The sequence below is a fragment of the Armatimonadota bacterium genome, assembly GCA_017993055.1.
Lineage (GTDB): Bacteria > Armatimonadota > UBA5829 > DTJY01 > DTJY01 > JAGONM01.
In genome coordinates, this window is record JAGONM010000009.1 from 24033 (window position 1) to 47366 (window position 23334).

At 61.0% G+C, this 23334-nt stretch carries 18 protein-coding genes and 1 tRNA gene; 6 read left to right on the forward strand and 13 right to left on the reverse strand.

Annotated elements, in window-relative coordinates; translation table 11 throughout:
* Nucleotides 1–13 precede the first annotated feature (13 nt).
* Entirely contained in the window at nucleotides 14–979 is a 966-nt protein-coding gene (locus tag KBC96_05415) for an MBL fold metallo-hydrolase (protein ID MBP6963829.1), read from the reverse strand.
* Between the two features lie 30 nt (nucleotides 980–1009).
* On the reverse strand, nucleotides 1010–1843 hold the full coding sequence (locus KBC96_05420; protein ID MBP6963830.1) for an amidohydrolase family protein: 834 nt from the start codon (nucleotides 1841–1843) through the stop codon (nucleotides 1010–1012).
* Nucleotides 1844–1957: 114 nt separating this feature from the next.
* Between KBC96_05420 and KBC96_05425 the strand changes: the two genes are divergently transcribed.
* From KBC96_05425 to KBC96_05440, 4 genes are all read left to right on the forward strand, one after another.
* Nucleotides 1958–2962, forward strand: coding sequence for a hypothetical protein (locus KBC96_05425; GenBank protein MBP6963831.1), 1005 nt, complete (start codon nucleotides 1958–1960; stop codon nucleotides 2960–2962).
* A 62-nt stretch (nucleotides 2963–3024) separates the two neighbouring features.
* A complete protein-coding gene (locus KBC96_05430) occupies nucleotides 3025–4017 on the forward strand; it encodes a hypothetical protein (protein MBP6963832.1) in 993 nt (330 codons plus the stop codon).
* Nucleotide 4018: 1 nt separating this feature from the next.
* Nucleotides 4019–5467 (forward strand): hypothetical protein, encoded by a 1449-nt coding sequence (locus KBC96_05435; GenBank protein MBP6963833.1) that lies wholly within the window; start codon nucleotides 4019–4021, stop codon nucleotides 5465–5467.
* A 33-nt stretch (nucleotides 5468–5500) separates the two neighbouring features.
* A complete protein-coding gene (locus KBC96_05440) occupies nucleotides 5501–9259 on the forward strand; it encodes a PQQ-binding-like beta-propeller repeat protein (protein ID MBP6963834.1) in 3759 nt (1252 codons plus the stop codon).
* On the opposite strand, the gene KBC96_05445 is transcribed toward KBC96_05440, so the two are convergent.
* From KBC96_05445 to pfkB, 8 genes are all read right to left on the reverse strand, one after another.
* Nucleotides 9253–9615, reverse strand: a complete 363-nt coding sequence (locus KBC96_05445; GenBank protein ID MBP6963835.1) for an STAS domain-containing protein — start codon at nucleotides 9613–9615, stop codon at nucleotides 9253–9255. The two genes, KBC96_05440 and KBC96_05445, sit on opposite strands and share 7 nt — an antisense overlap.
* A gap of 71 nt (nucleotides 9616–9686) precedes the next feature.
* The gene (locus tag KBC96_05450; protein MBP6963836.1) at nucleotides 9687–11018 is read right to left on the reverse strand and encodes a PAS domain-containing protein; all 1332 of its coding nucleotides are present in this window, start codon (nucleotides 11016–11018) and stop codon (nucleotides 9687–9689) included.
* A gap of 47 nt (nucleotides 11019–11065) precedes the next feature.
* On the reverse strand, nucleotides 11066–12490 hold the full coding sequence (locus KBC96_05455) for a SpoIIE family protein phosphatase (protein ID MBP6963837.1): 1425 nt from the start codon (nucleotides 12488–12490) through the stop codon (nucleotides 11066–11068).
* Between the two features lie 238 nt (nucleotides 12491–12728).
* Nucleotides 12729–13742 (reverse strand): Gfo/Idh/MocA family oxidoreductase, encoded by a 1014-nt coding sequence (locus tag KBC96_05460; protein ID MBP6963838.1) that lies wholly within the window; start codon nucleotides 13740–13742, stop codon nucleotides 12729–12731.
* A 102-nt stretch (nucleotides 13743–13844) separates the two neighbouring features.
* Nucleotides 13845–14093, reverse strand: a complete 249-nt coding sequence (gene secG, locus KBC96_05465; GenBank protein MBP6963839.1) for a preprotein translocase subunit SecG — start codon at nucleotides 14091–14093, stop codon at nucleotides 13845–13847.
* Between the two features lie 83 nt (nucleotides 14094–14176).
* On the reverse strand, nucleotides 14177–14368 hold the full coding sequence (tatA, locus tag KBC96_05470; GenBank protein MBP6963840.1) for a twin-arginine translocase TatA/TatE family subunit: 192 nt from the start codon (nucleotides 14366–14368) through the stop codon (nucleotides 14177–14179).
* A gap of 33 nt (nucleotides 14369–14401) precedes the next feature.
* Nucleotides 14402–14626, reverse strand: coding sequence for a twin-arginine translocase TatA/TatE family subunit (locus tag KBC96_05475; GenBank protein ID MBP6963841.1), 225 nt, complete (start codon nucleotides 14624–14626; stop codon nucleotides 14402–14404).
* An 84-nt stretch (nucleotides 14627–14710) separates the two neighbouring features.
* Nucleotides 14711–15640 carry a 1-phosphofructokinase gene (gene pfkB / locus KBC96_05480; protein MBP6963842.1) on the reverse strand — a complete coding sequence of 310 codons (930 nt, stop codon included), beginning with the start codon at nucleotides 15638–15640 and terminating at the stop codon, nucleotides 14711–14713.
* Nucleotides 15641–15741: 101 nt separating this feature from the next.
* Between pfkB and KBC96_05485 the strand changes: the two genes are divergently transcribed.
* Both KBC96_05485 and KBC96_05490 read left to right on the forward strand, forming a co-directional pair.
* Nucleotides 15742–15827 (forward strand) — tRNA-Leu (locus KBC96_05485).
* A gap of 166 nt (nucleotides 15828–15993) precedes the next feature.
* Nucleotides 15994–16944 (forward strand): tyrosine-type recombinase/integrase, encoded by a 951-nt coding sequence (locus KBC96_05490; GenBank protein MBP6963843.1) that lies wholly within the window; start codon nucleotides 15994–15996, stop codon nucleotides 16942–16944.
* Between the two features lie 78 nt (nucleotides 16945–17022).
* Here KBC96_05490 and KBC96_05495 read toward each other — a convergent pair whose 3' ends face one another.
* The 3 genes from KBC96_05495 to KBC96_05505 are packed head-to-tail and all read right to left on the reverse strand — an operon-like array spanning nucleotide 17023 to nucleotide 22906.
* Nucleotides 17023–17229 (reverse strand): hypothetical protein, encoded by a 207-nt coding sequence (locus KBC96_05495; protein MBP6963844.1) that lies wholly within the window; start codon nucleotides 17227–17229, stop codon nucleotides 17023–17025.
* Nucleotides 17226–20024, reverse strand: a complete 2799-nt coding sequence (locus KBC96_05500) for a DEAD/DEAH box helicase family protein (GenBank protein MBP6963845.1) — start codon at nucleotides 20022–20024, stop codon at nucleotides 17226–17228. Before KBC96_05500 ends, KBC96_05495 begins: the two co-directional genes overlap by 4 nt.
* Nucleotides 20024–22906, reverse strand: a complete 2883-nt coding sequence (locus tag KBC96_05505; GenBank protein MBP6963846.1) for a site-specific DNA-methyltransferase — start codon at nucleotides 22904–22906, stop codon at nucleotides 20024–20026. Before KBC96_05505 ends, KBC96_05500 begins: the two co-directional genes overlap by 1 nt.
* Nucleotides 22907–23334 lie beyond the last annotated feature (428 nt).

The following is a 23334-nucleotide window of genomic DNA, read 5'->3' on the forward strand; positions in this document are numbered from 1 at the left end:
AATGCGCAACCAGTTAGTCTATCCTCTTCAACCCGTCGGCGGTCACGTAGTGATTCTTCACACCAAGCTGATCCATCCATGCGCGGACCTCCAGAGTCCGCCACGGGCCGGTACCCTTGCCCTGCCCCCCGATGTTGTTGTCCCAGAGCCAACTTGGGGTCGGCCAGAGACAATACTGGGGTGATGCGGCCTGATAGACATCGAAGTTGACGCCGTTCTGCCCATGGTGCGCCATCTGAACATAGTCGCAGTCCAGGCGATCCCGGTACTTGCCCTCGAGCAGCTTCCTGCCGCCCTCGGGCCCAAGATCGCCGAGGAACAGGACCGACTTCGAACTATCACTCACCCTCAACACGATGCTGGAGTTGTTGATCCCGTTGACACGTATCTCCGGGTTCGCGACGCCGAGAACCTCTACGACCGCTCCGTCCACATCCATCCTTCCCCCGGGCCGAAGCTGGATGAGCCGCCGCCCGACGCTGCGCAGAGCCTGCTGGAAATCGATCCACGAACTGAACTCGCCCTCACCTCCGTATTGCCTCACCCACTCGTCATCCAGTGTAGAGGCGTAGATGCGGCCAATACGCAGACCAGACGGCTTCCGCAGAATCTCGCCGAGCGCGCCGAAGTGATCGTCGTGCAGGTGTGTGACGAACCAGATGTCCACTCTGTTCCCACACTCAGCCAGGAATGCCCGGAGGTAGTCAGCGTCACCGGGCATGCCGCCGTCTATGACAATAACCCTGCCGCCGACCGTACGGACGACATAGGACATCATCTGGCTGTGGGTCTGCTCGGGAAGCTGCCAGAGAGTGAACCCAGATCGGGAGGGCCTCTCGGCCAAGGCGCAGATCGCAGGCAGGCATATGGAACAGAGCAGAATGCAGAGTATCAAGGCAGTTGGTTTCACGACGTTCGGCATCTCTTTTCGTGCTTCCGCGCAGGTCTGGAGTATACGCCGCGCGCTCTGCGGTGTCAACTCCAGGAAACTCCGTCCGGGCGCAGACGACTACGCCGGCAAGAGCACTTCCGCGTTCCGAAAGGCGATCTTCTCGTATGCATCCTGGGGCAGACCGACCGTGCGCAGGTGCTCGATGATCGGCGTCTCCTGGTCCTCCTTCAGCTTGTCCGTGCCGAAGAGCAGCTTGTCCTGGTAGGTCTCGAGGAGCCAGCGTCCGAACTGCGGGTCGCGCGTGACGGCATTATGCCCGCTGCCTGCTGAGAGATCGCCGTAGAGGTTCGGGCACTCGGCGATCAGCCTCTCGGCCGGTCCGACGCGCTTCACCGGTCCTTTGGGGTAGATGCTGAACTCCTCATCCCTGACATCCGCGGATATCTCCGACCAGAAGTGCTGTCCATGCCCAATAAAGATCGTCTGCGGGAAGCTGCGCACCATCGCCTCGAAGCGCGGGAGGCCCTTCTCGTCGATGCAGCGTAGTGCATCGAGGTGAAAGACGATCGGCAGCCCGAGTTCACCACACGCCGCGTAGATCCTCTGCAGGCGTGGATCGTCTACGTACAGGCCTGCGAGCACCTCGCCGAATCCCCTGCATCCACGGTCGCGGTATTCTCTGAGCATGCCCAGGAAGTCGGTCGAGAGATCGGCGCTCCTCCTCCTCGGGTCGATGTTGCAGAACGGGATGAAGCGATCCGGATGCCGCCCGGCCTCTACAAGGATCTGGTCCGTGGTGACGTAGTAGTCGGTCTCCTCGGGGTTCTCGATCGGCAGAAGGCATGCCTTCTGGATGCCGTTTGCATCCATGAAACGAAGCGCATCGTCGGCTGTGAACGGCTTGTCCATGGAGGTGTAGAGCCGCCCTATGTGCAGATGGATGTCGATCATGTTCCCCCTCCAATTCTGTCACCAGTCTAGCACATATCGCCGCCTCCATGGTATGCCTTGACAAGGCGCGGCAGCCGGGGCTATCCTGTCGGCAAGACAGGGAGGCGATAGGCCATGACGCCAAGAGACCGAGTCTACCGCGCGATTCAGTTCCAGGATACCGACATCGTCCCGTATCACGTCACCTTCACGATCCCCGCGAGGGAGAAGATGGCCGAGTTCTACGGCGACCCCCACTTCGAGAAGCAGATCGGCAACCACCTTGCGATGCTGCGTCTCGGCAGCCTGAGGGAGTGGGAGGAGATCAAGCCCGGCTACTTCCGCGACGTCTGGGGAGTGGTGTGGAACCGGACCGTCGACAAGGACATCGGCAACGTCGAGGGCCTGGTGCTTCCGGAGGCCGATCTCCGAGGGTGGAACCCGCCCGCGTGCGAAGGCCAGGCGCTCGACGCCATCTACAGCAAGTTCGTGGCCGGTCATCCCGACCAGTTCCGCGTGGCGAGCCTCGGTTTCTCGTTGTTCGAGCGGGCTTGGACCCTCCGAGGGATGGAGCGTCTCATGATGGACATGATCGGGAACCCCTCGTTCGTCCGTGAGTTGCTCGACCGCATTGCGGAGTACAACCTCGAGCAGATACGCATCGCCACCTCCTACGACATCGACTGCGTCCGGTTCGGCGACGACTGGGGCAGCCAGGCGGGTGTGCTGATGGGCCCGTCGCTCTGGAGGGAGTTCATCAAGCCGAGGATCAAGCGCATGTACGACGCCGTTCACGAGGCGGGCAAGTACGTGATGATCCACTGCTGCGGCGACGTGAAAGCGATCCTGCCGGACCTTGTGGAGGTCGGCGTCAACATTTTCAACCCGTTCCAGCCCGAAGTCATGGACATATTCGAGACGAAGAGGCGCTACCACGGACAGCTCTCGTTCTTCGGCGGGATAAGCGTCCAGCGACTTCTTCCCCTCGGAACGCCCGATGAGGTGCGGACCGAGACCCGCAGGCTCCTCCGCGAACTTGGACCGGGCGGCGGGTACATCGCCTCCCCCTCGCACGACATCCCGTCCGATGTCCCCGCCGAGAACATGGCGGCGATGATCGAGGTACTGCGGAACCAGTGACCGGCAGGTCCCGTCCGTCCCATGGGACGGATGGGGTTTATGGGACACATAGGAGAAACACGATGACCAATCGCGAACGATTCCGACGGGTGCTGAACTTCGAGCCGGTCGACCGGCTGCCGGTCATGGAGTGGGCACCGTGGTGGGACAAGACCATCGCCCGCTGGTATGAGGAGGGCCTCCCCAGGGACATCACCGACGGCTACATGATCCGCGAGTACTTCGGGATGGACCGCCATGCCCAGTTCTGGTTCTCGCCGATGAAGCCGGAATGCCCGCGCGCACCCGGACACGGCCTGCCGATCGTCAACAACGCCGACGAATACCGCGCCACCAAGCAGCACCTCTACCCTGACCCGCCGTTCGACCCTGAACGGATCAAGTCGTGGGCCGAGAGGCAGGAAGCGGACGACATCGTGATCTGGGTCTCGATCGACGGCTTCTTCTGGTGGCCGCGCGTGCTCCTGGGGATCGAGCCGCATCTCTACGCCTTCTACGACCAGCCGGAGTTGATGCATGAGATCAACGAGGATCTGCTGGCCTTCCACCTTCGGACCATGGAGCGGTTCTGCGAGATATGCGCGCCCGTGTTCATGACCTTCGCGGAAGATATGTCCTACAACCACGGCCCGATGCTCTCCCGAGCTCAGTTCGACGAGTTCCTCGCACCCTTCTATCGCCGGATCACGTACTCACTCCAGGAGCGCGGGATCACCGTCTTCCTCGATACCGACGGCGACGTGACCAAGCCGGTGAGCTGGTACGAGGAGGTCGGCATCCAGGGGTTCCTGCCGCTCGAGCGGATGGCAGGCGTCGATGTCAATCAGCTCAGATGCGATCATCCCCGGCTTCGGATGCTCGGGGCGTATGACAAGACTGTCATGCACCTGGGCGAGGAGCGCAACCGCCAGGAGTTCGAGCGCCTGATGCCTGCCATGAAGCAGGGAGGGTTGATCGTTTCGGTCGATCACCAAACGCCCCCGGAGGTCCCGCTGGATGAGTACAGGCTCTGGCTGGGATTGCTCAGGGAGTACTGCGAGAAGGCGGCAAAGTAGAATGGCACACTTCAGCCATCGCTCGTGCTATGTGAACTTCGCGGAGCATCTGCAGAATCACTGGAACCCGAACATGTACTATCCCGGCGCGCCGAACCGCTGGTCGATGGACGACTGGGCGCGCTTCCTCAAGATGCTCCATGCGTACGGCTTCAACTGCTTCGAGTACTGGCTCGTCCCGACGCTCTACGACCGTCGCGCACTCGACGGCGGCGGCATCTACGCCGAGTTCGCCTCCACCATGCGCCGGGTGAACGAGATCGCGCACGACCTCGGCATGAAGACCAAGATCATCAACCCGCCGAACACCATCGGCCCGGACTGGTTCTTCGCCTGTCCCAACGTGCCTGAGGAGAGGAAGCTGATCCTCGAAATCTGGCGGCACTGGATGACCGAGCTTGCCGGCACGGACATCATCGGCATCTTCCCCGGCGACCCGGGTGGCTGTAACCGGTTCGGTTGCACGCACGAGACCTTCATCGACCTCTGCCTCGACCTGACGGAGATCGTCAGCGAAGTGAACCCTCGCGCCCGCATAGAGATCGGCACATGGGGCACCCCGTTCTCCGGCTGGGGTACGGACCTGTGGAGCGTCCCGGACTGGGACGGCACCTGGGATATGCTGGTCGAGGCGAAGAATGCGACTCCCGAAACGCCGGCCGCCATCTGGAACGGGAAGCCTCCGCGCGCAGAGGCGGCCATGGAGTATCTGATCAAGCGCCTCCCCGAGTTCCCGAAGGACACGATGGTGGCGATCAACCTCGGATTCAGCCCCGACGGTGATGCGACCTACGGAGGCGACGCACGTCCGTATGCCCGCGAGGTGGCGAGGATCAGACCGATCACGACGTGGGACTACTCGGCGGCGGAAGGTGAGTTGATCAACTACCCGCACTGGCGGCTTCCGAGAATGGCATCGAGGCGTCGAGAGGAACGTGCATGTGGTTACTCCGGCGGGATGTCGTACACCATGACGCCGAAGCTCAACCTGATGAGCCTCTACGCCGCGGGTCGGTTCTTCGCCGACCCCGATGCCGATCCGGACGTCGTCTCCAGGGAGTTCTGCGCCAAGGTCTTCGGCAAGGAACATGCGGAGATGGGTGAGCTGTTCGAGGCGTTCGAGGTCGTGCAGGGCTGGGGGCATTATCCCAGGCGCAAGTGGTCGAAGGATGGGCTCGTCGAGAAGTACGACCTGATGATCGAGCACCTGGAGGCGGCGGATATGTCGAAGTGCGCGCTCCCGCTGTTCCCCGACCCGGAAACCTATCGAGAGGACCTGCTCTGGTTCGCCCGCAGGTTCCGCGAGATGGCCGGCCCCGAGCCGGACCGCGAACGCATTCGGCAGGAGTACTGGGAGAAGTCGCTCTCGATCTACGACTCGATCCGCATGTCTGTAGACCAGCGAGCCCACGCCGCCGCCCAGGGCTTCTCCCAGATCCTGTCTGGCTGATCTGCGGACGCACGCCGTCCTACGGAGGAACACATGAGGATTCTTACCCTGATACTCGGGCTGATGCTTGCGAATACAGCCGCCGGAGCCGCGGGGAGCGACATGAAACAAGACCCGATCACCACCATAACGACATTGAAGACGCAAGTGCCCGACACGCTGATCGTGGAGAACGGCGTCGCGAGGGCGGAGATCGTCGTGCCGGATGTATCGGAATATCGGGAACTTGGGAAACAGGTCCAGGACGCGGTGAAGTCTGCGACGGGAGCCGAGCTTGCGGTCCGCACGGACTCGGAAGTCGCCAGCAAGTACGGCGTACTCGAGGCGACGCCTTCGAAAAGCATTGTCCTGCTCGGCAATATGGAGACGAGCAATCTCGCGTCGCTGCTCTACGCACGTAAGCTCATCTGCGAGGACGCACTCTACCCCGGCAAGGGCGGATATACTGTCCGCACGATCAACGACCCGTGGGGCAACGGGGCAAACGTCATCCTTCTCGGCGGGAGCGATCTCGACGGCGTGTCGCGTGCGGTCGAGGCGTTCGGCGCCTCGATGCCGAGGGGCTCAACAATGGGGTATTCCTGCGCGCTGAGAATCGTCTTGGGCGCCGAGTTGGCGGCGCGGTTCAAGGACCTGGTGACCGAGCCGACGGACGCGGAGATCGCAGAGCAGATCAAGGCCGCCGACAAGGCGTTCCGCGCAGGGGCTCATACAGGTGTCATGCCTTACATCACAAATGCGGGAGCATGGTATCTCCGCACGGGACGCGACGGGTATGCCAGGCTGTTTCGCGAGATGGTTTTTCTCGCTCACGACCTCTACAAGCAGAACCTCGGCACGTACGGCGGTCCCTGGGGCATGGACGCGGACTTCAGATTTGCTGACTTCATCGCAACGTGGGACAGCGTGGAGGAATCGCCGGCACTCAGCGACGATGATCGTCTGAGGATTGTCAACATTATCCTCGAGTACATCCGGTACTGGGAGAGCTACTGGAGCATCACTCCCGTTCTCACGCCCGGACTGCGGAACAACCATACAACGTTCACAAGCCTTGGCTTCATGTTCGCGGCAGACTACTTCGCAAAGTATTACGATCTCCCGCAGGCGTCACACTGGACCGCCCTGGCCGACGGGTGCTTCCAGTCGCAGGCCAGGTCGTTCAAGCCCCAGGAGGACTCGAACAGCTACCAGTGGATAACGCTGAACCACATGATGACCTATGCCCTGGCACGCCCGGACCCATCCTATATCACCTCCGGCAATGCGCGGATCGGCGCGGACCTTGCGATCATGACGATGGACAACCTGGGATACCAGGTCAGCTTCGGCGACGTCGGATCGTTCCATGGAGGAAACATAGAGATGTACCTTTGGCGTTCGCTCGCCGCTATGGAGCGCGACGGGCGGTACATGTGGGCCTATCTGAAGGGTAACGAGGTGAGGCCGAACGCGGGCATGAGCGCTTACCAGAACTCCGTCGAGCCGTCCGAGCCTCGAGACCTGCTTGGAGTCAAGTGGCTTCCCACCGATCCGATGTTCTACGCGCATCACAACGGAAGCGGGACCGTCCCACAGAAACACACCTTCGAGAAGATCTCATTCCGTACCTCTTTCGACGTGGAGAAGCCATACCTGCTCCTCGACGGGATCAGCGGCTGCGGGCACGGACACAGCGACGGCAACTCCGTGCTGAGGTTCAGCGACAAGGGGCGCATCTGGCTCGCCGACTGCGACTACATCAAGTCACAGCCGAAGTACCACAACATGATCACCGTCTACCGCGACGGGCAGTCGTTCCCATTGCCGACGTTCTCCGAGCGCGAGATCGTCGCCGACCTCGGTCGAGTCGCGTTCACACGCACCACGACGCCCGGGTGTTCCGGCGCGGACTGGAGCCGGAACATCCTCTGGGACAAGGGTGACACGTTCGTCTTCATGGACAAGATCGAGGCGAAGGTTGCCGACGAGTTCAGTGTGCGCTGCTTCTGGCAGGCGCTGGGCCAGCCGGAGATGGACGGCAGCAGCCTCACCGTGAAGCAGAACGGTCCCGCCATGACGATCCACAACCTGGACGGTTCGCGCCTTCGAACATGGGACGACCCCGTCATCGGCAAGAACTGGTCTGCCTACAAACAGGCCGAACCGATCATCCGGGTCCTGCAGCAGATCAAGACCAAGCGAATGGACGCCGCCGAGAGCATCTGCTTCATGAACGTCGTCTCGACGCAGAAAGAGGGTGCACCGCCGGTAGAAGCGGAGCGGGTCAGCGACACTTCGATACTGCTTGGCAGCGGGAGAGACCGCTCTCTCGTCGGCATAGGGTCGGGGAGTAAGGAGATCGCGCCAGGCATCTCCACCGACGGCGCCATGTACTGGCTGAACGGTGGCTGCATTGCAGTCGGGCAAGCCACGATGCTCGCTCTCAGCAATCGGACTGTGTTCAGTACCGACAACCCGGTCTCGGTGGAACTAGAGCCGGGTGGACGCGTTACCGTCTCCACGGACGAGCCGGCAACGACCAGGATCGCTGCGGGAAAAGACGGACTTCGCCTCGGCGGCAAGCACATGAAGGGCAAGACCGACGGCGGTCTGACCAGCGTGTTCATCCCCGCAGGCAGGAGCGTGATCGAGGGCGCAGCTCTCCCAGCGGCGTTCGCCATCAAGTTCCCGAGGCCGAAGCCGGCGGAACGGCCGTCGGCCGCGACCGCGACGGACAACGTCAAGAAGCTCATGAGGAGCGGCGGATTCCGTGCGGCGGTCGGTACCGAGAAGCTCGTCTGTCTCGCGTCGGACACGGACGGCGTCTGTGTCGGGAGTGACACAGGCAGGGTGTATGCCGTCTCCGCCGATGGGACAGCGGGTTGGACGTTCGACGCGGACAGCGAGATCAAGGCCCTCTGGATCAGCAAACTGGCGAAAGATGAACCGAAGAGGATCGCTGTGGGAACCGCCGGCTCGACAGTCTACCTGCTCGACGAGAACGGCAATCAGCTCTGGAAGCAGGAACTGCCGTACTACAAACGCGACGCGAAGGTCGTTTACTTCTCATCTGCGGATCTCTGGGGCGACGGCAACCGGGCCCTGATCGCAGGTTCGGAGAACTGGCACCATTACGCATTTGACTCGAAGGGGGCGCAGCTCTGGAAGTACGAGAGCGTCCATGCGTCGACCGCCGGCACACCAACGGACCTCGACGGGGACGGCAGGGAGGAGTACATCGCGGGGACGGAATACTACTGGTGGCACGGCGTGAGCCCGACGGGTGAGCGGCTCTGGCAGTACCGAACCCCGACCGGCCCGCGCGCGACCTGCGTGGTCGCCGGCAGGATCATGAAGGATGCGGCGCCGACGGTTCTCTTCGGAGGTGCGGACGGCAACATCCACGCCGTCGATGCGGACGGCACTTCGAAATGGCGTTTCAACACCGGAGACGAGATAACGGGAATCGCTCTCTGCGACCTAGACGGCGACGGGCTACCGGAGATCGTCGCCGGGTCGCTCAGCTTCAGCGTCTGCGCGGTTTCCGGCGACGGCAGGCGCGTCTGGCGAAGGGATATCGAAGAGCCGGTGAGAGCACTCGTAGCGGCTGATATGGACGGTGACGGCAGAGATGAGATATGCGTTGGTGGGGAGGACGGCAGGATTGTCGTGCTGGACAGGGAGGGCCGCGTGACTGCCGAGTGGCGCGCGAGCAGCGGAGTGAAGGCCTTGTCCGTGATATCCGGGGCGCGCGACAAGCTCGCGTGCATCACGGCGGACGGGACTCTAACGGTGCTGGGAGATCATTGACCTGCGGGGCGATCGTTCACTGCAAGCGCCTGCCGCGCCGCATCGAGATCGTTGGTCACTACGAAACCGGGCAGCAGTTCGGGGTGAATCAGGCGGAAGATCGCTTGAACATCCGGGTTCGAAAGGCAGAGCGCCAGTACGCCGTCCTGAGTCCGCAGGCGCTGATAGGCCGATATGACCGCCTGTATGCCGGCGCTGTCAATGTAAGTGACGTCGCACAGGTCCACGAGCACGCCTGTAGGCGATTGGGAGACCGCAACGTCGAGCGCCTCGATCATCCTGCCGACGTTGCTGAGGTCCACTTCGCCGCAGACCTTGACCGCCGCCGGGGTGCCCGGTACTGACTGAACATCCATGCTGATACCTCGTCGCCCTCTCTGCGCCAACGGTTATTCTGTTGATCGGACTCGGACGGAGAGTGCCGGGATCACCACACGGCGCCGCAACTGTTGCTGGGTAGTCCGGGATGGTCGCCCGCCGGCACAAGCTCCATCTCAAGCCCCACCACCGTCCCGTCGGGGCCGGTATAGAGATAGACCCTGTCGGCGAAAGAGATCATCACCTTGTAGCCCATACCAAGAGTACCCGCCGTAGAGTACCCGGGGGCCAACGCGACCTCAGGCAGGTTCAGTTCGCCGATGCCAGGCCCCTCGTCGGACACGAGGACTATCACCCGGCCCGCAACCCGGTGCAGAGTCGCCGTGCCTCCACCCGCGTGCTTCAGCGCGTTAGTCAGCGCCTCGCCCAGGCATATCGAGAAACGCGACAGTCTCTCTTCATCCAGCCCGGCCGCCTCGCATGAGTCCGATACCTCGCGCCTTATCCGCCCGAGATCGGCCGCCGTCGTGATCGCCCAGCACTCCTCCGGGTAGCCGGCGAGAGTCTCGATGTCGCTCCGATCCATCGTGAGGAGCTTCCCGCCGGTCGCCGCGAGTAGCGTCCGCCGGTAGAAATCCACCCGCTGATTCTCGACCTCGTGCAGTGCGTCGGCGGCCGCCTTGCGCTCAGTCACGTCACGGAAGTAGACAGAGAGACCCTCGGCGGACGGGTATGCATGAATCTCGAACCATTTCGCGAACGGAGGATAGTATTCCTCGAATGAAGCCCTGACGTGCCCTTCCATGGCAGCCATAAGATTTGCTCGTATCGGGGTGCCCGAGACCTCCGGGAACTCTTCCCAGAAGCTGCGCCCGATCAGATCATCGGGCTCTCGACCTAGCGCCAGTCCGGCCTCGGCATTTACGTAAGTCAACCGCCACTCGGTATCAACGGCAAAGAAGGCATCCGTGATGCTCTCGAATATGTTCCTGATCCGCTCGTCCGACTCCATGACCCTCAGCGCCAACCTGTGCGCCTTCCTGCGCGAACGGCGAACCATCAGCGCACCGGCAACACCTGCCCCGCTTCCCAGAAGGAGCGCCACCAGACTCGCCCAGCCTTCCTCGGTTGAAGCGATCGGCCACCATTCGACGCGCATTTCCGCGAAGAGCCCGCTGAAAAGTACAAATGAAGCTGCAAAGGCGAGCAAGGCCGGACCCAGACCGAACCAGTACGCGACGGCCGTGGTAGTCAGGAAGTAGAAGACCGGAAAATGCGCTAGGGGCAAGAACCGGTTGATCAGGAGAAGCGCGGCAGTGAGACCAGCCGGTATCACAAGCGATGCTGCATATGCTATCCACGCCGGCCATTCCTGCCCCTGAAACGCACGCCTCAATGCATCGGCAGCCAAGGGCAGACTGCCCGATGCTTCTCGCGTCATCCCTCTCACACGTTCCCCTACACGCTTCACCGACTAAGTTCCTCCACTCACTTACTGGTCTTCTGCAACTCACCAGAGCACTGCTCGACGACGACAACCGCCGAATCGTCCTGCAGCCTCCCGTCGGCATGCTCCCGCGCCGAGTCCATTATCGCGGCAGCGAGTTCCTGTATGCTTGATTCGAGTTTCCGGCTGACACACTCGAGCAGCCCCTCCACCCCGAACATTCGCGATCCCCGGCATCTTGCTTCCGTGATCCCATCCGTCACCAGAACGATCCTGTCGCCCGGGTTGAGGCGAAGGCTGTCCTCGGGGTACTCGATGCTCTCCGATATGCCCAGCGGAAGCCCGGGAAGCCTGATCGACCGCCAATCACCGTCGGCGGTGATCAACAGCGGCCGCTCGTGGCCCGCGTTCGAGTACGACACGGCACCGATGCGGCTGTCTATAACCGCGAAGAAGGCGGTCAGCATCCCGGACTGCTCAAGCCTGTCCCTGCAGAGCGCCCTGTTCGCCAGCGTCATCACACGCCCGGGACGGGGATCGAGGTAGACGTAGCTCCGGATGGAGTATCGGGCCGCCGCGACCCGTATCGCGGCCTCGAGTCCCTTGCCCGCAACGTCGCCTATCAACACCGCGATTCGCCCATGGGCGAGCGAGTATATGTCGTAGAAATCGCCGCCGACGGACGCCTCCTCCAGGGCGGACTTGTACTGAACCGCAAACGCGTAGTCACCGATGCGCTCGGGTACCTTTGGAGGTATCAGCGCCTGCTGCAGTATCTGCGCTATTCGGTGCTCGCGTTGATAGAGCTCATCGCGCCTACGCTCAATCTCGAACCGCTCGCTGATGTCGCGGAATATCGTCGCCGCGCCAACCACGCGACCCCGCGAGTCGCTGACCGCCGACGCGCTGACGCTTATCGCTCTTTCGAGCCCGGACGGGCTGATCAGCCTGTACCTCACGTCGCGCAGCGTTTCCCCGGCGAGCGCTCGAGAAGTCGCTTCCTCCCGCCTGGACATCGGCCGGCCCGACATCGTCTCGAAACGACACTTCTCAACGCACTTCGAGAAGTCCTCGCCATCCGGGGCCTCGAAATATGCGCGAGCGGCGGAGTTCGCAAGCAGCACCTCACCCTCGGTGTCCACGAAGATCGCCGCGTCCGTGATGCTCGAAAAAAGCGCTTCCAGTTCCGCAGCGTGCCTGATCGCCTCCGCGCGCACTTTGTCGGAAGCACGTCTGCGCTTCCTGCCGGGAGCCTCCGCCATTACCGGCGCCCTAGCCAGTATCTGAAACGTCGAACCGTCCAGGGCGGACGGGTCCACTATGACCCTCTCGCATCCACCGGCATGGTGCCTATCTATAGCTTCCGGCAAGGATGAGACGACCTCGACCCTGGCAATGTCATCAGGATCGAGACCCGCGCGGCCGATGCTTGCCGCGTCGCCTACGATCAGAATCGTACCCTGCATGGAGTCAGTATCCACGGGTGTCTTGCCACCATCTCCAGGCTACCTCGCAAGAGAGTGCTCTGCCGGGTGCTGGAAGTGCTTGGCGCGCGGGGATGGAAACGGTCGGTGCGAGGTCGGTCCGGTCTCGTTGCGTTTCGCCCGCGGCCAGGCTGTTTCTAAACCTGTATACCCGCCGACGGGAGATTCTAACCAGAAGAAGATGAGTTCGGGAGCTGAAGCGGTGCGCCTCTTCGAGGGGTTACCTGGCCTGACGGAGAGCCTCGAGAGCGGCCGCGAGGGCCGCGACTCCATCGGCGCCTGAAGGCAGGCCGCGCAGTTCGCCCGCGCGAACGCTCTCAGCGAATAGGGTATACATGGTATCGAAGGCCTTGGACTTGCCCTCGACGGGAATACGCCGGCACTCGCCCTTCGTGTAGACGCTCAGTTCCTTGCGGTCCTCGCAGCCTTCGATCGAGCACTGCCAGTCCACCTGGCTGAGCATTCCCTCCGTTCCGATAAGATCGTAGCGGAGGTTTGCCTCGTGGCAGGGGGTGTTGTGCGTGTAGGCCCAACCGTTTTCGTTCAGGACCAGGACACCGTTCTCCATACGGCAGGTTGCGATGACGTGATCAGGGTTCGGCCAGTCCTCGACATACGTCCCTCTGGCGTGGATCTCGGCGTACTCGGACCTGGAGAGCCAGCGCGCGAGGTCAAAGTAGTGGATTCCGCAGTCAACGATCGGGCCCAGCCCCTCGGTGATCAGCATCTCGTACCGATCTTCACCGGCCCATCGGCCGCCCATCCAGTTGCCTACACAGCGAATCACCTTCAACTCGCCGATAGCTCCCGAATCGAGGAGACGCTTCATCTCGGGTATCGCCCCGGAATGGCGCAGCTCGAAGTTGATGGCGAAGAGTTTCCCTGCCTTCTCCATCGCTGCGACCATCTCACTTCCCAACTCGACGGTCGGCGCGATAGGCTTCTCGGCTAAGACGTGCTTACCGGCGGCGGCGGCATCCATCACGACAGGATGGTGAGCGGAGAGGGGCACAGCTATGCCGACGGCCTCGATGTCATCGCGGGCCAGGAGGTCGTGGTAATCGGCATAGACGGCATCGAGACCGTAGGTCTGGCTAAGTTCCCGGAGGCAGGCCTCATCGAGGTCGGAGATCGCGACGAGTTCCACCACATCGGAGAGCGAGGCGAGCGCGGGAAGATGGCCGTAACACGCCACGGTGCCGCAGCCGATCATGCCGATACGCAGTCTATCCATCTTTGCCCCCCATGCGATGCGCACGACGCGCCCCAATCGCCAAAAAACCGGCCATCCGCGTGGAAATGACCGGCTCCTGAGCTTAAGAACCGCAGCCGGACGCTACAGGTTGAACTTGACGTGGAGATAATAGACCAGCGCCGTGAGAACCATGAACGAGATGGCGGCGTATCTTGTGAACAATCCGAGCTTCTCGTCCACTCCGGGTTTTCCTCGGAAGCTGGACGACATCTTGCCACCGATCGTGCCGGTAAGCCCCTCACTCTTGGTGGTCTGCAGCATGACCAGGGCAACGAGCGACCCCGCGCTCAGAAGCTGCAAAACTGTCAGTATGATCTTGAAGAAACCCAATGCCGTTCACCTCTCAAAAAGGCGACCCCCTGCGCGGAGGTCTATCGCTGGAGTATACCACTTCGGCCGCACCTTGTCAAACCTCAGGCGTCGGACGATTCGTTCTCTTCTTTCTTCTCCGGCTCGTCCGCATCGTCTGCGACGATCTCCTTGGTAGATTTCTTGAACTCCTTGATCCCCTGTCCGAGCGACTTGCCGAGTTCAGGGAGCTTCTTGGCCCCAAAGAGAACCACTACTATCAACACGATGGGCAACGCTTCCTGCCAGCCAATCATAGCGGATACACCTTCCTTCTGCCTGACGCAGGCCTAGTCCCTGTCAACCGATGACACATCGTCCGAGACCGAGGCGACTTCATCTTTGATATCGGACTCCATCTGCTCGATGGATGACGTGAACTCCCGCGCGGCCTTTTTCAGTTCCCTGACGGTACTCCCGATGGTCCGCCCGATTTCGGGAAGCCTCCTTGGGCCGAACACCAGAAGGGCGAGCAGCATTATGACGATTATCTCCTGGGTCCCGATCGGTCCCATAGCGACTCACCATCCACAGCGCGCGAGCATTGTCACCAGTATAGCAGGAAAGCTCGAAAAATGCACGGGGAACGTCGCTGCCGCTCAGAGCCGGGTTATCTCGACCTTCTCGGCGAGAGACAGGACGTGCTCGCGGGAGCAGTATCCCGCCCCGAACGTGGTCGCGTTCGCGGCGCCGGCTGCGGTTCCGAGGCGAACCGCTTCCTCAACCGAACCGCCCTGAGACAGAACGAACACGAAGGCCGCCGCGAGAGCATCTCCGCTGCCAACAGCGCTCAGGAATTCGATCTCAGGCGGACGCGCCCAGAGCGTCTCGCCGCCTGAGCAGGCCAGACACCCGTCGCGCCCGAGGGTCACGATCACTATCTCGACTTCGCCGCCGCTCAACCCCCGAGCGACCTCCGCGGTCTCCTCGACGGTGGCGAGTTGGCGGCCGATGATGGCGGACAGCTCGTTGACGTTCGGCTTGGCGACGTACGGGTGGGCGGCGAAACCCTTCTTGAGAGGCTCTCCGCTCGAGTCGAGGACGGCGCGGACCCCGTATTGCGCGGCGACGGCGATCATTTCCGCGTAGATGCCGTCCGGGACGCCAGGCGGGGTGCTGCCGGACATCACCACGTACTCCTTGCCCTGGACGAGCGCCTCGTACTTCGCCATGAACTGCTCGAGTTCCTCGGCGGACACCTCAGGGCCGACTTCGTTCAGTTCGGTCTGCGTCCTATGCACGGGGTCGAGGATCGCCACGCAGACCCGCGACTCGCCCCTGATGCGCACAAGGTCGTGCTCGATGCGCTCGTCCAGGAGGCCTTCGATGATCTGCTCACCGTTGTGACCGCCGACGAAGCCAGTGACGAACGCCTCTCCGCCCAGTTCATTGTATACGCGCGCGACGTTTATGCCCTTTCCGCCGGCAGTGATCCGCCAGGCGGACGGGCGGTGCACGCGGTCAATCCCGAAGTTCTCGACAGTGTACGTCTTATCTACGGCCGAGTTCAGGGTGACGGTAAGGATCATTGGCATCGCTCCGCACAAGGTCGTTCGCAGATTCCTCGCTCTGCTCAGAATGACACGATTGACAGGCGACAATCCGTCTGATATACTAGGGCATCAAGCGCGCCGAAGTGGCGGAATGGCAGACGCGCATGGTTCAGGACCATGTACCCGCAAGGGTGTAGGGGTTCAACTCCCCTCTTCGGCACCAACCTCCTCATCTTACGCACAAAACCTCCGCCTTGTCAAACAAATCCGGGTCCTCGCTGAACCGATGCCGTTGTCCGAAAACGCTGTAAGCGTACTTGGTTCCGCGAATTTACGCAAGCGTACTTGGTTCATTTCCGGCCTGAATACTCGCAATCGAGGTGCCAGAAATGAACGGTCAGGTTGTCCGAATCCATGCCAGTCTAGCCGACGACATGAACGCCGCAGTTAACGGGTTCATGAACTACTGCCGGGCGAAGAACCTTTCGCCGAACACCATCTCCTATTACCGCTACAGGCTGCAGGCTTTCGAGCGGTTCTGCGCGGATTCTCCCGTCGCGCCCGAGAACGTCACTCCCGAGAGAATCAGGGAGTTCCTTACCGCTGAGGCCGAGGAGAAAAGCGCGACGACAGCCAATCATGCCTACCTCACGCTTCAGGCATTCTTCAACTTCCTGGTGAGCGACGGTTTCATCGCCGAGAACCCTATGCAGAGGGTGGACCGCGTGAAACGCCGCAGGACGGTCATAGAGACCTTCACTCAGGAACAGGTCGAGCGCATTCTCAGCAGTTGCGGGAAGGACTTCGTCGGCGTCAGGGACCGGGCCATGATTCTCGTCATGGTAGATTGCGGACTGCGGGTCAGCGAACTGTGCGGCTTGACGATGGACGACATCTCATGGACCGAGCAGACGCTTCTGGTGGTCGGCAAGGGTGACATCGAGCGGGTCGTGCCGTTCGGTCAGGCAGCGAGGCAGGCGTTGACTCAATTCATGGCACGGCGCGGGGCACTGGACACCAAGACGGTCTTCGTCTCGACTCTCGGGCAGCCGTTGAACCGTCACCGTGCGCGGGACATCATCAAGGCGCGATGCAAGGAAGCGGGCGTCACCGGGGTCAGATGCTCTCCGCACACCTTCAGGCACACCTGCGCGGTATGGTATCTGCGGAACGGCGGGGACGTGTTCTCCCTGCAGAAGCTACTGGGTCACAGCGACCTGACCATGACGCGGCGATACTGCGAACTGTCTCAGACCGATGTGGCAGATAAGCACCGGCTCTACTCGCCTGCGGACAAGCTGACGAACAAGAACACGTCGGGAAGGAAGCGGTTGAAGTGAAGGGATGCCCACAGACCACTCCAGAATGACCGGGAAGCCGCCTCTGCCGTAGGACATATCGTCCACATGCAGAGGCGGCTAGTCCTGCGACTTCGGCCTTAGCAGGTTTCGCTTCTGGAGCGACTTGACCAGCTTCCACGCACGCACTTTCGCTTCCTTGCTTAGGACCGGATACCGCCGCTCCGGTGACTCGTTCGACGACTGCTCTCCATCGTCTGTTTCCCCCGCTGAGAATGACTCCTTCGTGTCGTCAGATTGCTCATCGAACCCCTTGCTCGGACTCACAAGTTCACCGCCTTCTGAATCAGGTCCGGCACGTCGGAGGGGTAGTGGGACACATCCCATGCCCACCTTCCGAACCGGCCGTCCTGGTTGACCGCCTGCACCCATTCCGCAAGGTACTGCCGCTTCACCCTGTCCTTCTGGCTGTCCTGCCCCTTCACCTCAAGGACGAGGTGGACTCCGGTGACGAGCCTGATGATGAAGTCCGGGCGGTACTTGTGGACCACTCCCTCGAAGGTGTAGTAGACCTCGAAGCCGAGGTGGTCATTCTTCACCCATGCGTCAACCTGCGGGCTGTGGTCAAGGTGGAAGGCTTCGCTCGCTTCCCATGTGCTGTCATAGACACAGCGGTTAATATGCGACCGCAGGGTGAACTCGTTCGGCTTGCCGGTATACCAGGTCCGCATATCGTCGGTGGAGCGGATTGGGTAGTCCTGGTCGAAGACGGGGACTATGCTCTCCGTGTTCTGGGAGCGAATGTCATGGAATACATGCTCCACCACCTTGCCCATGTTCAGCGTGAGCAGTATCCGCCTCTTCAAAGGGTCATGGTAGAACAACTCAGGGGTAATCCGCACCTTATCAGAAGCAAGGAACCTCTCCACGAGCCGTATGACCTGCGCGAGGAGATACTCCCTGCTGCCGGTCCATGTGGGGTTCACCTGGTCGTATACCCTTGCCGCAGTCTCAAAGGCGATTCTCTGGATTCTGAACTTCCTGCCGAGTTCGGCAAGCTCGATTTCCGTCATGTCGCCGATATGCGGCTTACCCTCAAGGACGGCGGCCAGTTCCGCGTGCGTAATGGTGGTAAAGGCGTCAATCGCCAATGGCGCTACGGCATCCATATCGAGGGTCAGAACCGGCTTAAAGGTGTGGTCAATGCGGATGATGTTCGGGAAGCTGATTTCGTACTGCCGCTTCTTGGTGTCCGGTTCGATGGGAGTCTTTGGCGGTGGAGGCGGTGGAGGCGGACCTCCGATTTCCTCATGCGGCAGGAAGGTGAACGGAATCCCGAAGATATTGACGTGCTCGGCCTCGAACCTGCCGGTCTCAGGGTTGACCTCATACGACGTGCGGCGCAGACCTCTCCCCACCACCTGCTCGCAGAGAAGCTGGCTTGAGAAGGCACGGAGACCCATTATCTGAGTGACCGTCTTCGCGTCCCAACCTTCCGAAAGCATACCGACCGATATGACGTTCTGAATCTGCTCGCCCGGCCTGCCGACTTTTCCTACCGTGTCAACGCACTGCCTCAGACTCTCCGCAAGCTCCTTCTTCGTCAGCTTTTTCCCGTTCTCCGGTTCTTCGTCGGAATCGCTATCGTCCGGGGTGACCGTGACCGGCTCCTCCTGGGATTCGGCCATAGCAAGTACCTTGGAGTCTATGTGCAGGGTCTTGTCAGGAGCGCAAAGCTCCTCGATGAGAACCGCGTTGTGGTCAAAGGCGTACTTAATCCGTGCTGCCGTCTCTGTCCGGTTGGCTACGGTTATCATTACAGGCGGAGTCTGGAACCCGCGTTCCCTCCACGTCTCAGCCGTCTCCAACCAGTCCTTGCCGAGAAGGTAGTAGGCATTGGTCACCAGGCTTGGAAGCGTCTCGTGCTCCTGCGCCGGTTTGTTCAGGTTATCCTGCACCTCGGAGTCTTTGTAGATATGGTAGAGCTTGGACTTGTACTGCGGGTCAAGCTCTCCGTCACTGCGAACAACCATTCTGGGAGTCTTCACCAATCCCGACTCGATAGCATCCCAAAGCCCGAAGTCGCTGACAACCCAGTCGAAGAGAGCCTGGTCATCGCTCTTCTTGCCGGAGGGAGCGAAGGGAGTCGCTGAGAAGTCAAAGCAGGCGAGGATACCCCGTGCCTTGTGTATCCGGTCCAGACCGCCGACCCACTTGGTAGCTTCCTCGATTTCGTCCTTCTTGACGCCTTTGACCTTAGACTCTGCCGGGATTCTCCATGCGTGGTGAGCCTCGTCGTTTATCACCAGCAGGTTTCGGCAGTTGGCAAGCTCCCCGAGGACATCCCGCGCATACGCTTCCAGGGACTTGACTCCCCGCTTGTCAACGCTCCGCCTCTTCGATGCCTGCGCTTCGGTCTCCCAGTCGAGCTTGTGCCAGTTACGGATGAGCACCTTGCCCTGCCTGAGCTTGTCTACCAGTCCCTGCGGTACAATCTCGAACTCCCCATAGAAGTTGTTCCTGCCGCTCGGCTGCAGTACCTCAAGACGGCGTCTCACTGTCAGTCCGGGGGCGACAACAAGCACATGCCTGGAGAACCGCGTATCCTGGGGATACGTGACCTTGTTCAAGACCTGCCATGCTATCAGCATCGCCATGACGACGGTCTTCCCCGTGCCAGTGGCGAGCTTGGAGCAGAGACGCCGGAACTCCCCACCGTCGGAAGGAATCTCGATTCCGACCTTCTCCGACTCCGGGGCTTCGATGAGCCATATCAGCGTTTCCATGGCGTCCAACTGGCAGAAGAAGAACGTGCAGTCACTGTCCCGGGCCTGGAGGTCGTGCCAGTGTTCGAGCAGACGGCGGGTTATGCCGGTGACGCCGGAGTATCCCGCCTCTCGCCATGCCTTCACACGTGGGCGAATCTGCTCCACCAGCGGCAGAGGCACGAAGATTCCTGGGTCATCGAACCGGCGTGAACCCGGAGTGGCGACCACGTATCCAGCCGGACGCCTGCCCTCCGCAAGCGAGAAGAGCCGTGTGGAGGGGTCATGCCTGTAGTGCTGGCTGGGTACGTCATACGGCGAGTTGATGATAAGCTGTGCTATCGTCCGGCTGCCCATCACTCCACCTCGATGATGCGTAGGCTCTCGATACCCCGGTCATCCACTATCTTCACGGCGACCTTCCTGTAATCGCCGGGGTCGAAGGGGAGTGATAACGTTCCCCTGTATGCCTCGATAAGCTCCGGGTCTATCTCCGCCTTGAGTGTCTTTGCGAGCTTCGACCATCCGTCCTTCTCGCCTGCCATCGGGAAGAAGACCTGTCGGGCGAAGAGACTCCTGCCGTCATAGTCCGTATCGAGAAGCCAGACCGCGATTCTCTCCGTGCCGCCGGACTCCACCTGCCCGGTCCTGGTATTGTAGTAGTCGAAACCGGCGACCTCCACCTGATACTTGCCCTCATGCTCTCCGTCTTTGATTTGCTCAAGTCTGACATCCGGCTGACCGATGAGCCAGAAGCTCTCATTGCTGGCGCGTTTCTTCTTCAAGTCTTCCGTCAGGAGGTCGGTGCTCATCTGCGCCTTGAGGAGGGTCACGCCGGTCCACTTGGTTTCGTCTATGTCCTTGGCGGCTTCCGGGTCGAACTGGAAGGCGGCGAAGACCACTATCTTCGGCTTCGGCCATGTGTTCTGGAATTCATCGAGCGCGAGGGACACCTGCCTCTGCTCTAGCGGGGCATGTTCGGGTCCGAAGGAGATAACGACCTTCTGAGGTGTCTCTTCCTTCGTCTCCGCCTCCGCGTGAAGCCATCGAGCGCCGGGAATCGGCTCGACGCGGGAGAACTGAATCGTCTGCCCGCCCTTGCCCCTGATGCCTGTCTTGAGAAGCTCGTCACGCCATTCCGCCTGCCGGAGCGTCTCCCCGGAGCGGGCGACCGACTGGTCCGCCTCCACGCCTTCCGGTGCGGGGGAACCCACCTCGGAGAGAGCCTTCACCGCCGGTGCAGGGACCGCTTCAAGGGTGAACGGACCTGTGACCCGGAGCTTTGACTTCTCGATTATGGGCTGGTCGTAGAGGGTCTCAGGCTCGGCATTCTTCTGAATGCTCTGGTCCATCTTCGTCTGCATCTCCCGCTTGAGCTTTCGGAATCTCTCGAACGGTTCTCTTGTCCCTTCCGGCCAGTCCTCAGGAATCTGGAAGGGGACTTCCCACTCCTCCAACGACAACCCAGCGACCGCATTAAGCTCTTTCAATGCCGTTTCTATCGCCGGATGCTGACGCTCATGGATGCGGTCAATCTCCTCGTTGTTGGCGATAGACTTCAGGGTTATGTGCGGCACGGTCTTGTACTTGAACCCGCTCCCCACTCCTTCCTCCGGGCGGGCAAGCTCGTAGTAGTCGAAAGGCTGCACCATTAGCCTCTGCTTTGCGAGGGCGATGGACACGCGGGAGCTATCGCAGGTTATCCACCGCCGTCCCCACTGCTCCGCAACGTATGCGGTCGTTCCCGAGCCACATGTGGGGTCGAACACGAGGTCACCGGGGTCGGTAGCTAGCAGCATGCACCGCTGGATGACTTTGGAGTTAGTCTGAACTACGTACATCTTGTCACGCATGAAACCACTGGCAGTATCTCGCCAGTCTGCGGTTATGGGCACGCAAGGGAAATCGTCCAAGAATCTCACATAGAGCAACAGGCTCTCAGATGCATGGCATCGGCCTGCTTTCTGGAGACGTGGTATTCCTTCTGCGGTCGTTGACCATCCCCGATTGCCTGTAGGGAAGAATGTCCGTCCGTCGTGCTCGACAGCAAAGTGCATAGCGGTACCTGGTCCCGATGGTCTCCCCTGGCGTTGAGAAGTCATATCTCCGAGCATAAACGGGCGAGCTCTACGGTCGAACCCAGGGTCGTCCAGGTCTTCCTCTCGGAGAGTAGCTGTCGTTCCGTCGGGTAGTAGCGCAAACCTGTACCCGGTTCCGCCGTCGCGCAATACCTGTTTCATCTGAAACCCCCGGCGAAACTTCAACTGCTCACGGTTCCTGCCGTACCAGAGGAGATAGTCGGTCGGATTCGCAAGGAAACCCGAGGTCTGACCTGTTGTGGTTGCGAAGGCAATCAGAGCGACAAAGCAACCAGCCCCAAACACCTCATCCATTATGCATCTGACGCGGTGTATGTTCCCATCCGATATTTGCACGAAGACGCTCCCGCTCTCGGAAAGGAGTTCCCTTGTAAGCCAGAGCCTGTCTCGCAGGTATGTCATGTAGGAGTGAATCCCAAGCTCCCAGGTATCGCGGAAGGCTTTCAGCATCTCCGGCTCCTGGGTCAAATCCTCATCTTTGCCGTCCTTTACTTCCCGCTTGTTGATGAACGGCTGGAAGTTGCTGCCGTAGGTGATACCGTAGGGCGGGTCTATGTAGACCATCTGCACCTGACCGCCAAGCCCCTCCTTCTCCAGCAGGGAGTTCATCACGAGCAGGCTGTCACCGGCTATGAGGCGGTTTGACCACTGGTGGGAATGTTTGTAGAACTCAATGGCCTTCCGTATCGGCAGGTTCTCGGTGGGAGTCTCGAACAGTGACGGCTGAGCATTCGGCTCGGGCTTCTTGCGAACGGCTTCGATGATGGTCCGGGGGTCAATGCGCTCGTGGACGTGCAGGGAGACGGTATCCACCTCGAAGGTGGTCCGCTCGGCCTTCCCTGCCCAATTGAGGTAGGGTTCCTGCCGCTTCTTCAGGTCCAGTAGCGCCTTCCGTGCGGTCTTCAGAGCCTCCACTGCTTCTTCCGGGTCGGTGGTATCGGCGGCCAACCCGTCGTCAATGATTCGCTCGACTTCGCTCCGCTGGGAGTCGAACTGGAGGGCGGGGTCAATGTGTGGGTCATAGGCATATACCTTCTTCCCGCCGTCCGGGTCGTTCTTGTCATCCACCAGACCGACCGGGGGATTGTTGACGCGTTCCTTGTCCTTGTGGTCGTACTGCTCGATGGACCTCTTTGGCATGGCTGATTCACCCTCCATATCGGTTGGCATTGCCGGGCGTTCCTTGGGACCGCACAGCACTTGGCTGCTCAACCATTATTCGTGATACAGGACGGCCATTCCTGTATCGAGATGGAACGGGATGGAATCGGATGGAGGCTGAGGCTCTGACCAGGCTTTCGTTCGACGGACTCGGAGCGCACGTCGAGGGGATGTGCGGGGATAACCCGGGGATGTATAGTGTCCGTCAGACGCAGGAAAATGGGCGTGAAATAACCCGGCAAAACCCCCCGCAAGAATATTGACACAGCACCACTGCTGAGCTTATAATGTCGGTAGTTCGGAGGCAGTAGGTAGAGCAGTAGACTCCCGGCGTCCGAGCGGCCAAAACAGAACAGTCTAGCGCGTGCGCTTCGCGGGTGCTTACAGCATCGTCTGCCGGAGTGCCG

Coding starts and splice junctions, on each gene's coding strand:
- KBC96_05450 (MBP6963836.1), bottom strand. CDS start 11,018: ATGACGCGAGAAGCATCGGGCAGTCTGCCCTTGGCTGCCGATGCATTG.
- KBC96_05455 (MBP6963837.1), bottom strand. CDS start 12,490: ATGCAGGGTACGATTCTGATCGTAGGCGACGCGGCAAGCATCGGCCGC.
- KBC96_05425 (MBP6963831.1), top strand. CDS start 1,958: ATGACGCCAAGAGACCGAGTCTACCGCGCGATTCAGTTCCAGGATACC.
- KBC96_05505 (MBP6963846.1), bottom strand. CDS start 22,906: ATGCCAAAGAGGTCCATCGAGCAGTACGACCACAAGGACAAGGAACGC.
- KBC96_05490 (MBP6963843.1), top strand. CDS start 15,994: ATGAACGGTCAGGTTGTCCGAATCCATGCCAGTCTAGCCGACGACATG.
- KBC96_05440 (MBP6963834.1), top strand. CDS start 5,501: ATGAGGATTCTTACCCTGATACTCGGGCTGATGCTTGCGAATACAGCC.
- KBC96_05445 (MBP6963835.1), bottom strand. CDS start 9,615: ATGGATGTTCAGTCAGTACCGGGCACCCCGGCGGCGGTCAAGGTCTGC.
- KBC96_05475 (MBP6963841.1), bottom strand. CDS start 14,626: ATGGGACCGATCGGGACCCAGGAGATAATCGTCATAATGCTGCTCGCC.
- KBC96_05460 (MBP6963838.1), bottom strand. CDS start 13,742: ATGGATAGACTGCGTATCGGCATGATCGGCTGCGGCACCGTGGCGTGT.
- KBC96_05435 (MBP6963833.1), top strand. CDS start 4,019: ATGGCACACTTCAGCCATCGCTCGTGCTATGTGAACTTCGCGGAGCAT.
- pfkB (MBP6963842.1), bottom strand. CDS start 15,640: ATGATCCTTACCGTCACCCTGAACTCGGCCGTAGATAAGACGTACACT.
- KBC96_05500 (MBP6963845.1), bottom strand. CDS start 20,024: ATGGGCAGCCGGACGATAGCACAGCTTATCATCAACTCGCCGTATGAC.
- KBC96_05420 (MBP6963830.1), bottom strand. CDS start 1,843: ATGATCGACATCCATCTGCACATAGGGCGGCTCTACACCTCCATGGAC.
- KBC96_05430 (MBP6963832.1), top strand. CDS start 3,025: ATGACCAATCGCGAACGATTCCGACGGGTGCTGAACTTCGAGCCGGTC.
- tatA (MBP6963840.1), bottom strand. CDS start 14,368: ATGATTGGCTGGCAGGAAGCGTTGCCCATCGTGTTGATAGTAGTGGTT.